The following is a 12,960-nucleotide window of genomic DNA, read 5'->3' as shown; positions in this document are numbered from 1 at the left end:
GTCACAGTCTCCGCCACCCCGCGCCGGCATCGACGCCCCGTCCGGCATCGATCGTCTCGGCGATGATCGCGGCGGATTCGACGAGCCGCGGGCCGGGGCGATTGAAGAAATGGTGGCCGTCGGCAACGAACACGCGGCCGGCGCGCACCGCGGCGAGCCGATTCCACCCGTCCCGCGCGGTGAGCGGGGCAAGATCGGCCATCGTCTGCGGGATCTGGAAGCCGCACGGCATCAGCACGATCATGTCGGGATCGGCGGCGACCAGCGCGTCCCATTCGAGCCATGGCGAATGCTGGCCGGGCGTCGCAAACAGCGGCTCCCCGCCGGCGATCTGAATCAGTTGGGGCACCCAGTTTCCCGCCGCCATCAGCGGATCGATCCACTCGATCGCGGCGATCGTCGGGCGATGCGCGCGCTTTGCCGCCCGCGAGCGCAGCGTGTCGAGCCGCGCCTGAAGGGCGGTGATCGAAGCTTCAGCGGCGGCCGGCGCGCCGACTGCCTCACCGACGCGGCGCAGATCACCCCAGACGTCGTCGAGATTGTCGGGCGCAAGCGACAGCAGCGTCGGCGGCGTGCCGATCCAGGACGACAGCGCTTCCTCGAGATCGCGCGGCGTGACCGCGCAAACGGCGCATTGCGACTGTGTCAGGATGACGTCGGGGCGCAGCGATTTCAGCAGCGCGGCGTCGACTTCGTAGACCGACAGGCCCTGGCGCACGATTTCCTGCACGCAATCGTCGATCTGCAGCGACGTCAGACCCTTTTCGAGCTTGGTCGCGGTGCAGATCGGCAGCGCCTTGATGAACGGCGGGAAATCGCACTCGTGCGAGCGTCCGACGATTTCATGCTCCATGCCGACGGCGACCGCGATCTCGGTCGCGCTGGGCAGCAGCGAGACGACGCGCGGCGCGGCCATCACGCCGCCCGCAGTGCGAGGCCCGGGCCGAACACGCGCGGCGCCGCGCGAGTGAGCACGACGTGGAGCGCGAACAGCCCTGCAAACCACAGCACGTCGTTGGTGAGCAGCTGGAGCACGATCGTCGGCGTGAACGTCTCGGTCCCGCCGACGACGAGTGCGAAGCCCAATAGGGCGACTTCGAAGGCGGCGAAGGCGGCGAGGAAGACCAGCGGCAGCGCGTAGCCATGCGAGCGAGGTTTCTGCGACAGCCGGGCTGCGAGCAGCATCGCACCGAGGCTGGCGCCAAGCAGCGCGCCGCCCCACGACAGCGCGTAGCCGGTCAAGGGATAGCTGAGCAGTCCGAAGCCGATAAGTTGGTTGGTCGCCCAGATGCCGGAGATCGTCACCGCCGCGCGCGCGCGCGACATCGACAGGGCGGCCGCGACCGCAAGCGCGACGAACGGCATCATGCAGGCGATCGCCAGCGTGCCGAGCACGGCGGCAGCGGCAAGCGCTAGGGGCCAGGCGATGCCGGCATCGGAGGTACGGGGGAGGGTCATCAGGCAGGCTCCACGCGTCGAGCGACCATGCCGGGGCGTCCGCGCGAACGGCCGGACGATCGAAGCGGCGCGCGCGTTCGCGCCGCTAACGGTCACCGGTGCGGCCCCGGCCGCATATTCGTCGCTCAGTCGAAGAGCTTCGCGCCCGCCCAATCCCATGAACCGAACAAGAGCGACGCGCGCCGGGCGGTCTCCTGGCTCGCGGATCACCGCGCGATCTGCGCCTTCCCAGACGACCGGTTCGGGTGAACCGATCGATCCAGTGACTGCGGAGTGATGCCATCCCGCCTGCACATCGCACTCGCCGCTCACAGTTGCAGGGTCAGCCGCAGAATTGCATGCCGAGGCATGCGCACTGCGTTCCCGGTACCGGCACGCCTTGATGCGCCGTCGAACGGCGCGGCACCGTCCTAGCGCCGGGCGCGCGAACTGCAAGCCGCCGACCGCCCGTGCGTCATCTGGGCCCAGTGACAGAACCGCAACGGCGGCGTCTGCCGCGTGTTTGGCGGACGAGCCAATGCGTTGCGCCTTGCGATGTTTCGCTTTTCATACGACACAATCGCGCCCACCACTCGCTGCGCCCGGAATCGGGCGGGCAGGACCGGAGAGAAAAATGGCACGTTCGGCAGAGAAGCGCGGCAAGGACGAGACCGCGGCGGCGGAAAAGAAGGTCAAGGCAACCGGCAAGTCCGCTGGCGGCGCGCGCGGCGGGATCACCGCGCCGGTCACGCCCTCCGCCGATCTCGCCGAGATCGTCGGCAAGGGCGATCTTCCGCGCAGCGAAGTCGTGAAAAAGGTGTGGGACTATATCAAGAAGCACGACCTGCAGGATGCCAAGGATCGGCGGCAGATCAACGGCGACGACAAGCTGGCGAAGATCTTCGGCAAGAAGTCGGTCAGCATGTTCGAGATGAACAAGCACCTCAGCGCGCATCTGAGCACGCCGAAGGCCTGATCGATCGCCGGGCGCGCATAGGGCGCCCGGCGGCGAGCATCTCCGATCAGGCGGCGAGGCGCGTGTCCGTCCAGCCCAGTGCTGGGGCGACATGCGTCATGAGCGCCTCGAGCACGTGCGTGTTGTACGCCACCCCAAGCTGGTTGGGAACGGTGACGAGTAGCGTGTCGGCCTCGGCGATTGCCTCGTCGCCGCGCAGCTGCTCGACCAGGCGATCGGGCCCGTTGGCGTAGCTGCGGCCGAAGACGGCGCGCATATTGTCGATCACGCCGATCTGGTCGCTGTCCGCGCCGCGCCCGAAATAGGCCCGGTCGCGATCGTCGACCAGTGCGAAGATCGACCGCGATACCGACACGCGCGGCGTTCGGGTGTGCCCGGCGTCCTTCCAGGCTTTGCGATAGGCGCGGATCTGCCGCGCCTGCTGGACGTGGAACGGCTCGCCCGTCTCGTCGGCCTTCAGCGTCGAACTCTGCAGGTTCATACCCATCTGCGCCGCCCACACGGCGGTCGCGTTCGAGGCGGAGCCCCACCAGATCCGCTCGCGCAAGCCCGGCGAATGCGGCTCGAGCCGCAGGAGCCCCGGCGGATTGGGGAACATAGGCCGCGGATTGGCGCGCGCGAAGCCTTTGCCATCCAGGAGTTCCAGAAACACCTCGGCATGGCGTCGGCCCATGTCGGCATCGCTCTCACCCTCCGCCGGTGCGTAGCCGAAATGGCGCCAGCCATCGATGACCTGCTCGGGCGAGCCGCGGCTTAGCCCCAGCTGCAGCCGTCCGCCGCCGATCAGGTCCGCGGCGCCCGCATCCTCCGCCATGTAGAACGGATTCTCGTATCGCATGTCGATGACGCCGGTGCCGATCTCGATCCGCTTCGTCCGCGAGCCGACCGCGGCGAGCAGCGGAAAGGGCGACGCGAGCTGCTGCGCGAAATGGTGCACGCGAAAATAGGCGCCGTCGACGCCAAGTTCCTCCGCGGCGACCGCGAGGTCGATCGATTGCAGCAGCACGTCCGCCGCAGAGCGCGTCGCCGAATGCGGGGAGGACGACCAATGGCCGAACGACAGAAAGCCGATCTTCTTCATGACGCACATTCCCATGCGATGATCAGTTGCAGGGAAGCTCGGTGCTCGCGCGGCACGCCGCAAGGCCGCGGATCGAACCGAAGAGTTTCGATTAGCGCTTCGCCGACCGTCGATGCGGCGGCGACGGTACGGCACGAACGCGGCGGCGGGGCGTTGAGCTAGCGCATGCATGGAGAGAGACGATGACCGATAAGCAGCCGATGCAGGCCGATGGTGCGGGAACGAGCGACGCGGCCGATCCGCAGGAGTCGCGCAAGCCGAAGGCCGAGGGCGAAAGCCAGGGCGGCGCCTATCCCAACCCACACAGCGGCAAGAAGCCGGGCGGGTTCGACGGCGGCCAGTCCGAGCGCGCCTATCATGGCAGCGGCCGCCTGGGTGAGGAGAAGACGGGCGAGCAGCCCAATGCGGGCTCTTCCGAATAACGCCGGACAGAAGGGAACGCGTCTGATGAAGGAACGGGCGAACGAGCGAGCAACGCTGCTGGGTGCGGGCGCGGCGCTGGGATTGATCGGCGGCGCGCTGTTTTTAACGCGCGGCGCGGCGCGTGACGACGCGGCGATCGTCTACCCGCCGCTCGACACGCCCAAGTCGCTCGGCGACGATATATGGATCGTCGACAGCGGGCCGATCAGCGCGCTGGGGTTCAAATTGCCTGTGCGCATGACGGTGATGCGGCTGCGCGACGGCAGCCTGATCCTCCATTCGCCGACACGGCATACCGCGGCACTCGGCGCCGCACTCGATGCGATCGGGACGGTGCGTCATATCGTTGCGCCGACGATCGCGCACTGGGCGTATCTCGAGGAATGGCAGCGCGCCTATCCGTCGGCGACGTGCTGGGCTGTGCCGGGCTTGCGAGACCGGCGCGCGGTGCGCGACGCCGGCCTACGGATCGACGCCGAGCTCGGCGAGGCGGCGCCCGCGGATTGGGCGGACGAGATACGCCAGGGGCTGGTGCGCGGCGGCGCGGGCTTCGAGGAAGCGTGGTTCTTCCACGCCGCCAGCCGGACGCTGGTGCTGACCGACCTGATCGAGAACCTCGATCCCGGCAAGCTACGCCCCGCGGCGGCGGCGGTGATGCGCGCGACGCTGGCGACGCGCGGCACCTGCGCGCTTCACGCCCGCGCGGCCCTGCTGCTCAATCGCGGGGAGGCCGTGGCGGCAATCAGCGCCGCAATCGCGACCGAGCCGGAAACCGTCGTCTTCGCGCACGGCGACATCTTTCGCGGGCGCGGCGCGGCAAGGGTGCGGCAGGCGTTCGACTGGCTCCTTTAGGCGGAAACAACCTCGAACCAGACCGGGCCATCCGTGAAGAGCGTCGCCGCTTTCTCTTCGCGGGTGGACGGAAAGGCGATCCGGGTGCTCGGTGAATGGTCGCCGAGTTTCGCGGCGAAGCGCAGTGTTGTTCCATCGTGGTGGCGTTCGAACGCCACGATCCGGCTGTCGTCGTTGATCGTTGCGGGCTCGTACGTGCCGTGCGCGAACAGCGGCTGATAAGCCCGGCGCAGATCGAGCAGCGCGAGGATCAGCCGCATCTTCTCGGGCGGCGCAGCGATCGCCGCGGCGCAGCGCTGATAATCGACCGGTGCCCGATTGTCGGGATCGACCAGGCTGAAGTCGCCGAGTTCGGTCCCCTGATAGAGATCGGGAACGCCCGGCACGACGCACCGCAGCGCTGTAGTCACCAGCATGTTGCGGCGCGCGATCGAGTCGATTTCCTTGAGGAAGGCTTCCACTGCCGCAACGAACGCGGGCGTAGCGATAAGCGTCGCGCAGAGATTGTTGCAGCGATCCTCGTATTCGGTATCGGGCGCTTCCCACGACGAGCGCAGCTTGGCTTCGCGCAGCGCCTTGGTCTGCCACGCGGCGATCCGATCGGCGAAGCTAGCGTCGGGCTCGCCAGCCGGCCAGGCGCCGAGCAGCGCCTGGAACAGCATGTAGCGATCACCGCGATCGACGCCGTCGGGGAACGGCGCGGCGATCCTTTCCCACTGCTCGACGGCGGCACGCCACTGTTCGGGCTTCGCACTCAGCGCGGCGAGCCGGGCGCGACTATCCTCGCCGCGCTTGTGATCGTGCGTGGCGGTGGTCAGCATCGCTTTGAGCCAGTGCGCCGCGCGATCCGCCATGATCGCGTGGAACTCGGCGACGGGCAGGCTCATGCGCACGGCGTCGAACCCGACATCGTTGCGCGACAGCAAGCGGCCGTAGCGATAGAATGCCGTATCCTCGAGCGCCTTGGCGGCAATCGGTGCGGAGAGTTGCTGAAAGCGGCGGACCGCCTCGGCCGCGAGGCCACGATCGCCGGGACCGGTGCTGGCGAGCCATTCGAGGATGTGATCTACGACCATCGCTTCGCCCGGCGGAATGTGCGGTGCGACGCGGCGACGCACGGTGGCGCGGATCGAGGCATCGCCCGCCGGTGCGGCGTCGCCGGTACCGTAGGTGCGATAGACCGGAAACACCCACAGCAAGCGTTCGATCGCGCGGCGAAGCATCTGCCGCGTGAGGCCGTCGGTGGCGGCGGCGCTATGCGCGAGGCTTGCGAACGCGTCGGTGCAGCCTTCCAGCTGGCCGCTGAACTGCCAGGCGAGCAGTTGCTGCCGCGCCAGCAGCTCCTGGGGGGCGAGCTCGTCCGGACGGCCGCTGACGTCCCGCCACAGATCGCCGAGCGGCGCGGCGCCGGCAGGATCGTGGATCAGCGCGGTGACCTGTTCCATGAAGTCGTAGCCGCTCGTCCCGTCGATGCCCCAGTCGCGCGCGAGCTGCTCTTCGGGCGCGAGGATTTTCTCAACGATGATCCACGCTTCGGGGCCGAGGCGCTCGCGGAGCAAGCGGCAATAGCCCGCCGGGTCGGTCAGCCCGTCGACGTGGTCGATGCGCACGCCGTCGATCAGCCCCTCGTCGTGCAGCCGGAAGTATAGCGCGTGCGTGCGCGCGAACACGGCTGGATCCTCGACGCGCACGCCGGCCAATTCGTTGATCGCGAAGAAGCGGCGCCAGTTGAGTTCGTCGTTCGCTGCGCGCCACCAGGCTAGGCGATAATGCTGCCGTGCGAGTAGCGTCGCGATCGGTAGCTGCGCCGCGCCGTCCTGATCCTCGTCACGGATCGGGAACCGGTGTTCGTCGTAGGCGGTAATCGACCAGCGCCCGGCGTGCTGCGCCACGCCGATCGCGCCTTGCTCGAGCGCCTCGTCCAACGACGTGCCGAGTATCGGCAGCATGATCGGGCGCGACCAGTCGATGTCGAACACGTCGGCGAAGTCGCTCGCCTTGCCGCGCCGCAGGACGTCGCGCCACCAGGCGTTGGTATCGCCGGCCACCCCCATGTGATTGGGCACGATATCGATGACGATTCCCATGCCGCGGGCGCGCAGCGCGGCGACCAAGCGGCGGAAGCCGTCTTCGCCGCCGAGTTCCGGGTTGATCGTCGTCGGATCGACGACGTCGTACCCGTGCGTCGAGCCCGGCGCTGCCGTGGTGACGGGCGAGGCGTAGATGTGGCTGATCCCGAGCCGATCGAGATAGGGCACGATAGCCTCGGCATCCGCGAAGGTGAAGCCGGCGTGAAATTGCAGGCGGTAGGTGGCGCGCGGGATCATCCGGGTCTCTCGCTGGTGAGCCGCGCGACGCGTGCGGCGACGGATGGATCGTCGAGCAGCGTGGCGGTTGGCGCCGGCATGCGGCGGCGCCAATTGGGGTGTTCGGTGACCGTGCCGGGAATGTTGGGCTGTTCGACGAGGCCGAGCAGGTCCTCGAGTGGGACGATCGCGAGCGGTGCGGGCGCCTGTGCCACACTGCTTAGGATCGCGTCGATCGGCGCGGCGTCGTCGGCGCCCTGAACGGGCAGGTCGAGCCTGGCGCAAAGATCGATGCGTTCGGCCTGCCGCGCCGCTTCGGCGTCCGCGGGTACGTCGTGTCCGAGCGTGCGGCGCCATTCGATGTCGCGGCCACTCCACCAGCCGGCGAGCGTCGGCGTATCGTGCGTCCCGGTCATTGCGACGGCATCGGCGTCCCATCGGCGCGGCGGGACGAAATGGCCCTCCTCGTCCCGCTCGAACGGCAGGACGCGCATGCCGAGCATCCCGCGCCGGGCGAGATCCGTGCGAAAGCCGGGCGGAACCGTACCGAGATCCTCGGCGATGACGATTGCATTCGCGCGCTGCGCCTCGATCGCGACGATGCGCTTCAGATGCGCCCCGGGCATGGTGAGATAGGCGCCTTGCGCCGCCGTCGCGCCTTCGGGAATGACCCATAGGCGATCGAGCCCGAGCGCGTGATCGATACGGATCCCGCCGGCGTGCGCGAGCGTAGCGCGGATCGTCTCGATGAAGGGGGCGAAACCCGTGCGCCCGAGCGCGAAGGGATCGAGCGCGGTGATGCCCCAATTCTGCCCCTGCGGCCCGAGTGGATCGGGCGGCGCGCCGATCGTCAGCCCCGACAGCAATTCGTCGCGGCGAGACCAGGCGTGGCCGCCGTCGGTGATCATGCCGACGGCGAGATCGGCGACGAGACCGATCGGCATGCCTGATCGCGCGCGCCGCTGCGCCCCGGCGAGGCTGTCGTCGGCGAGCCACTGCAGGAAAACGTGAAAGTCGATTGCGTCGCGGTGGCTGGCGGCGAAGTCGGAGACCGCCGGGCCGGCAGGATCGTGATAGGCTATCGGCCAGTCGCGCCAGCCGCCGCCGAAATGTGCATGCAGCGCCTCGAATAGCGCGTGTCGATCGAGTGGCGTCGCGCGCGGCGCGCGATAGGTTTCGACCGCCGTGCGAACGGCGTCGGACCGCATGTCGAACGCGCGGCGCAGATCGGCCAGTCGATCGGGAATGGCGCGGTGCCAGTCGATCAGCGGATCGACGTGATCGACGCGCAGAGCGGCACCGAGGCGTGCCGCGTTGGCGAACAGCGTGTTGTGGAACAGGCGCGAGGAGGGCGAATAGGGGCTGTACGCACCGCTGCCGTGCGTGAGGATCGCGTGCGTCGGGCTGATCGCCACCGCCGATGCGCCGACGTCCGCGAAGGCCGATGCCGCCTCGCAGAGGGCGCCGAAATCGCCGAACGCGGTTTGCGCGGCGCCGCGAAGCGAGGGGATCTGTATCGCCACGCCCCAGCCGTGACCGGGCGGTTGCGGGCAGTGGGTGGGGGCGATCGCAAGGGTCACCGTTCGGCCGGCGATCTCAAGGCGATGGTAGCCGGTCTCGACGATCGGCGGCATCGATCCGTTTTCGATCGTCAGCTCGCGCGTCGATCCCGCTTCGAGGCACAGGACCGCCTTGCCCGATGCCCACGCTGGCAGTGCGATGGCGTCGCCCGCGTCGGCGGATAGGAAGGGCTGGTCGGGCGGGGTCGGATCGAGACAGGCGGCGATCGCTTCCAAGACTTCATCGTCGACGCGATGGGCGTGGCCCTTCGCATCGGTCCAGTCGCGTTGCAGGCCGACCGCCTGCGCAGCGTCGGCGGGGGCGGTCACGATCCGAGCCAGGCGGCGAAGCGCGCGCCGTCGGTGTAGATCGGTTCGCCCTGAATCGCGTGCAGCGTCGGCGTGTCGGACAGGTCGATCGCGATACCCAGGCAAGCGCCGTTACCCAGGCGCCAGCGCGCGACGACCGATGCATCGCCGGTCGCTTGCGCTCCGATCGCACGCACGTCGCCAAGATGTGGGACGATCCTATCTCGGCGGATTGCGAGTAAGTCGCGATAGAGCGCGCGCCAGCTTTCCGCGTCGGCGCCGGGCAGCGGGCGGGAACGATCGAACGTCGCGAGGTCGTTCGGGTCGGGGATCGTCTCGCGCGCCTTTTCGTCGGCGAAGGCGGGAAACTTGGCGAATTCGCGGCGACGGCCTTCGCGAACCGCGTCGGCGAGATCGTCGTGGAAGTCGGTGAAGAAGAGGAACGGCGTCTCGCTGCCGTCCTCCTCGCCCATGAAGAGCAGTGGGATCTGCGGGCTCAGCAGAAGCAGCGCGGTGGCGGCGCGAAGCTTGGCAGGATCGGTGAGGCGGGTGAGGCGCTCGCCAAGTGCGCGGTTGCCGATCTGGTCGTGGTTCTGGAGGAAGCTGACAAAGCGCGTCGGCGGCAGGTGTGCGCTTGGGGTGCCGCGGGGCTTGCCATCGTGGTTGGGCGAGGGGTCGCCCTGGTAGATGAAGCCTTCGGAGAGGCAGCGCGCGAGGCGCTCGGCAGGGCGGTCGGCGAAGTCGCCGTAATAGGCGTTGGTCTCACCGGTGAGCAGGACGTGAAGAACGTTGTGGAAGTCGTCGTTCCATTGTGCGTCGTACGCATCGGGGCGGAGGCGGGCGGCGTCGTTCGCCTCGTTTTCGAGGACGAGATGGGTGTGTCGATCAGGAAGCGCGTCGCGGATTTCGGAGGCCATCGTGTCGAGGAACACGGAGTTGTCGATTGCGTGGACGGCGTCGAAGCGCAGGCCGTCGAAGCGGTAGTCGCGTAGCCACATCAGGGCGTTGTCGATGAAGAAGCGGGCGATGGGGGGCTCGTCGACTGCGACCGCGCCGCCCCAGGGGGTTGCGACGTCGCGGTGGAAGAAGCGGTCGGCGTAGAGGCCGAGGTAGTTACCGTCGGGGCCGAAGTGATTGTACACCACGTCGAGGAAGACGCTGAGGCCGAGTTCGTGCGCGGCGTCGATCAGCGCGCGTAGCTCGTCGGGGGAGCCGTATGCCTCGTGGACGGCATAGGGGAGCACGCCATCATAGCCCCAGCCGCGGTCGCCACCGAAGGCGTTGATCGGCATGAGTTCGAACGCGGTGACGCCGAGCGCTGCGATGGCAGGCAGGCGCGCGGTGACGCCGCTGAAGCCGCCAAGCGTGCCGGCGTGGAGCTCCATGATGACCATCTCGTGCCACGGGCGGCCGCGCCAGTCTTCGGTGCGCCAGTGGTAGGCGTGGTCGGGGACGATGCTCCAGCCGTGGACGCCGCCCCACTGGCGGTGTGAGGCGGGATCGGGAACCGGGGTGTCGCCGATACGGAAGCGGTAGCGGGTGCCCGCGCCGACCGGCAGGGTGATGTGCCACCAGCCGTTCTCGGTGGAAGCGAGGGCAGCAGATCCTCCGTTCGCCCCGAGCTTGTCGAAGGGCGCTTCCACATCCTCGGTTTCGGGTGAGGGCACGTGCTTCGACAGGCTTAGTACGAACGGGGAGGGGGCATCCTGCTCGGTCGTGCCAATCTCAATCGTCACCGCTTCCACATCCGGCGCCCAGAGGCGGAAGCGGGTGGTGCCGTCGGCGAGCGGTTCGGGACCCCAGCTGTTCACGCTTCCCACGAATTCGTCCAGGTAAGCAGGACGGCGCCTTGCGGGGCGACTTCGTACTCGTTGCCGATCTCGACCTCGCCCTGATCGGGCTTGGCGCTGTCGATCAGGACGCGGCGGTGGGTTTCGGGGGCGGGGAGGCGGAAGGTGATCGGGGCCTCGCTGGCGTTCAGCAGCAGCGAAACGGCCTCAACCTCGCCGTCCTCGGTGCGCGTCGCGCGGCGCATCATCAGCGCGCGGCCCTCGGGGTTCTGCCAATCCTCGTCGCTTAGGCGTTGCCCGCGCTCGTCCCACCATTCGACGTCGTTGACGCCGTGGCCGGGAGAATTCTGACCGTAGAGGAAGGTCGCCGCGCGCAGCACGGGGTAGCGGCGGCGCAGCTCGGTCAGGCGCGCGGTGAAGTCGATCTGCTGCTGGGCCTCGGGGGAGGCGGCGGCCCGCCAGTCGAGCCAGCTGATCTCGTTGTCCTGGCAATAGGCGTTGTTGTTGCCGCCCTGCGTGCGGCCGAACTCGTCGCCGGCGACGAGCATCGGCGTGCCGAGCGACGCGAGCAGCGTGGTCATCATCGATCGCATCACGCGGCCGCGCGCGTCGTTGATCGCGGGATCGTCGGTCGGGCCTTCGGCGCCCCAGTTGCGCGAATGGTTGTTGTCGTGGCCGTCGCGATTGTCCTCGCCATTGGCCTCGTTGTGGCGGTCCTCGTACATCACCGTGTCGGCGAGGGTGAAGCCGTCGTGCGCGACGAGGAAATTGACGCTGGCCCACGGGCGACGCGCGCGGCGGTCGAAGAGGTCGCCCGAGCCGGCGAGGCGCGCGGCGAGATCGCCGCGCGTGCCGGGGGCGCCCTTCCAATAGCTGCGCACGGTGTCGCGATATTTGTCGTTCCACTCGGCGAAGCCGGGCGGGAAGTTGCCGAGTTGGTAGCCGCCGGGGCCGACATCCCATGGCTCGGAGATCAGCTTGAGCTGGCTCAAGACGGGATCCTGGCGGACGACATCGAAGAAGGCGGCGCCGGGGTCGAAGCCGGTCGCCTCACGGCCGAGCGTCAGGCCGAGATCGAAGCGGAAGCCGTCGATGCCGAAGCTGGTCGCCCAATAGCGCAAGCTGTCCGCGACCATCTGGATCACGCGCGCTTTGCTCATGTTGAGCGTGTTACCGGTGCCGGTGTCGTTGATCGTGTAGCGCGGCTTATCGGCGACGAGGCGGTAGTAACTGGCGTTGTCTAGACCGCGCCAGGATAGGGTAGGTCCTTTCTCTGAGCCTTCGCAGGTGTGGTTGTAGACCACGTCCATGATGACTTCGATGCCGGCCTTGTGGAGGCGGTGGACGGCGCGGCGCAGCTCGTCCTGGTGCGCGCTCGCCATATATGCCTGTTCTGGGGCGAAGAAGCCGAGCGTGTTGTAGCCCCAGTAATTACGCAGGCCTTTTTCCTGCAGAAAGCGGTCCTGCGTGAAGGCCTGGATCGGGAGCAATTCGATCGCGGTGACGCCGATGCGCTGGAGGTGACGGATCACCGCGGGGTGGCCGAGCGCGGCATAGGTGCCGCGTTCGCGCGCGGGCACTTCCTCCATCAGCTTGGTGAGGCCCTTGGTATGCGCCTCGTAGATGACGGTTTCGGACCATGGCGTATTGGGGCGGCGATCGCGCGACCAGTCCCAGTGATCATCGACCACCACGCTCTTGGGCATGGCGGGGGCGCTGTCGCGCTTGTCGAAAGAGAGGTCTTCGCGGCGGTGGCCGATGCGGTAGCCGTGGAGCGCGTCGGTCCATTTGATTTGGCCCTGCAGCTTGCGGGCATAGGGATCGAGCAGCAGCTTGTTGGGATTGAAGCGGTGGCCGGCCTCCGGTTCGTAGCGGCCGTGCGCGCGATAGCCGTAGACGAGGCCTGGTTCGACGTCGGGGAGGTAGCCGTGGAACACCTCGTCGGTGCATTCGGGCAGCCAGAAGCGCTGGAGCTCGCGCTTGCCCGCGGGGTCGAACAGGCACAGCTCGATCGCGTCGGCGTTGGCGGAGAAGACGGCGAAGTTGACGCCTAGGCCGTCGAAAGTGGCGCCGAGCGGGTAGGAGGCGCCGGGCTGGAGCCGGTCGGCAAAGTGGCTCACGCCTGATCCACGGCAAACAGGTAGCGATGACGATCGTTCACGACGGCTTCCCCCTTGGCAGTCGAGGCGGTTAACTCGCGGCGATCGATTTCGTCGCACGAACCGCG

The 12,960-nt window shown here is 68.2% G+C and carries 10 protein-coding genes and 1 riboswitch; of the genes, 3 read left to right on the top strand and 7 right to left on the bottom strand.

Annotated features, from left to right (window positions below; genetic code table 11):
- Position 1: 1 nt before the first annotated feature.
- Positions 2–916, bottom strand: a complete 915-nt coding sequence (locus F1C10_RS06400; RefSeq protein WP_185209677.1) for an ABC transporter substrate-binding protein — start codon at positions 914–916, stop codon at positions 2–4.
- Positions 916–1,458, bottom strand: a complete 543-nt coding sequence (locus tag F1C10_RS06395) for a hypothetical protein (protein WP_185209676.1) — start codon at positions 1,456–1,458, stop codon at positions 916–918. The genes F1C10_RS06400 and F1C10_RS06395 overlap by 1 nt, the downstream gene beginning before the upstream one ends.
- 187 nt (positions 1,459–1,645) lie before the next feature.
- Positions 1,646–1,826, bottom strand: a riboswitch (cobalamin riboswitch).
- A gap of 245 nt (positions 1,827–2,071) precedes the next feature.
- On the opposite strand from F1C10_RS06395, the gene F1C10_RS06390 reads away from it, so the two are divergent.
- Positions 2,072–2,413 carry an SWIB/MDM2 domain-containing protein gene (locus tag F1C10_RS06390; protein ID WP_185209675.1) on the top strand — a complete coding sequence of 114 codons (342 nt, stop codon included), beginning with the start codon at positions 2,072–2,074 and terminating at the stop codon, positions 2,411–2,413.
- Positions 2,414–2,459: 46 nt separating this feature from the next.
- Here the strand turns inward: F1C10_RS06390 and F1C10_RS06385 are convergent, their stop codons facing one another.
- A complete protein-coding gene (locus F1C10_RS06385) occupies positions 2,460–3,494 on the bottom strand; it encodes an LLM class flavin-dependent oxidoreductase (protein ID WP_185209674.1) in 1,035 nt (344 codons plus the stop codon).
- 182 nt (positions 3,495–3,676) lie between these two features.
- Between F1C10_RS06385 and F1C10_RS06380 the strand changes: the two genes are divergently transcribed.
- Positions 3,677–3,916 (top strand): hypothetical protein, encoded by a 240-nt coding sequence (locus tag F1C10_RS06380; RefSeq protein WP_185209673.1) that lies wholly within the window; start codon positions 3,677–3,679, stop codon positions 3,914–3,916.
- Between the two features lie 238 nt (positions 3,917–4,154).
- Positions 4,155–4,769, top strand: coding sequence for a DUF4336 domain-containing protein (locus tag F1C10_RS06375; RefSeq protein ID WP_374939371.1), 615 nt, complete (start codon positions 4,155–4,157; stop codon positions 4,767–4,769).
- On the opposite strand, the gene treY is transcribed toward F1C10_RS06375, so the two are convergent.
- The 4 genes from treY to glgX are packed head-to-tail and all read right to left on the bottom strand — an operon-like array spanning position 4,766 to position 12,853.
- Positions 4,766–7,096, bottom strand: coding sequence for a malto-oligosyltrehalose synthase (gene treY, locus F1C10_RS06370; protein ID WP_185209671.1), 2,331 nt, complete (start codon positions 7,094–7,096; stop codon positions 4,766–4,768). The genes F1C10_RS06375 and treY overlap by 4 nt on opposite strands.
- Positions 7,093–8,964, bottom strand: coding sequence for a 4-alpha-glucanotransferase (malQ, locus tag F1C10_RS06365; RefSeq protein WP_258043110.1), 1,872 nt, complete (start codon positions 8,962–8,964; stop codon positions 7,093–7,095). The genes treY and malQ overlap by 4 nt, the downstream gene beginning before the upstream one ends.
- Positions 8,961–10,754 (bottom strand): malto-oligosyltrehalose trehalohydrolase, encoded by a 1,794-nt coding sequence (treZ, locus tag F1C10_RS06360; protein ID WP_258043109.1) that lies wholly within the window; start codon positions 10,752–10,754, stop codon positions 8,961–8,963. The genes malQ and treZ overlap by 4 nt, the downstream gene beginning before the upstream one ends.
- Positions 10,751–12,853, bottom strand: coding sequence for a glycogen debranching protein GlgX (gene glgX / locus F1C10_RS06355; protein WP_185209670.1), 2,103 nt, complete (start codon positions 12,851–12,853; stop codon positions 10,751–10,753). The genes treZ and glgX overlap by 4 nt, the downstream gene beginning before the upstream one ends.
- Positions 12,854–12,960 lie beyond the last annotated feature (107 nt).

It is taken from the genome of Sphingomonas sp. NBWT7, assembly GCF_014217605.1.
Taxonomy (GTDB): domain Bacteria; phylum Pseudomonadota; class Alphaproteobacteria; order Sphingomonadales; family Sphingomonadaceae; genus Sphingomonas.
This window is presented reverse-complemented; position numbering and strand designations above follow the sequence as displayed.

Bases quoted from the DNA above. Each gene is read 5' to 3' on its own strand.
- F1C10_RS06400 (WP_185209677.1), bottom strand. From the start codon at position 916: ATGGCCGCGCCGCGCGTCGTCTCGCTGCTGCCCAGCGCGACCGAGATC.
- F1C10_RS06395 (WP_185209676.1), bottom strand. From the start codon at position 1,458: ATGACCCTCCCCCGTACCTCCGATGCCGGCATCGCCTGGCCCCTAGCG.
- F1C10_RS06390 (WP_185209675.1), top strand. From the start codon at position 2,072: ATGGCACGTTCGGCAGAGAAGCGCGGCAAGGACGAGACCGCGGCGGCG.
- F1C10_RS06385 (WP_185209674.1), bottom strand. From the start codon at position 3,494: ATGAAGAAGATCGGCTTTCTGTCGTTCGGCCATTGGTCGTCCTCCCCG.
- F1C10_RS06380 (WP_185209673.1), top strand. From the start codon at position 3,677: ATGACCGATAAGCAGCCGATGCAGGCCGATGGTGCGGGAACGAGCGAC.
- F1C10_RS06375 (WP_374939371.1), top strand. From the start codon at position 4,155: ATGACGGTGATGCGGCTGCGCGACGGCAGCCTGATCCTCCATTCGCCG.
- treY (WP_185209671.1), bottom strand. From the start codon at position 7,096: ATGATCCCGCGCGCCACCTACCGCCTGCAATTTCACGCCGGCTTCACC.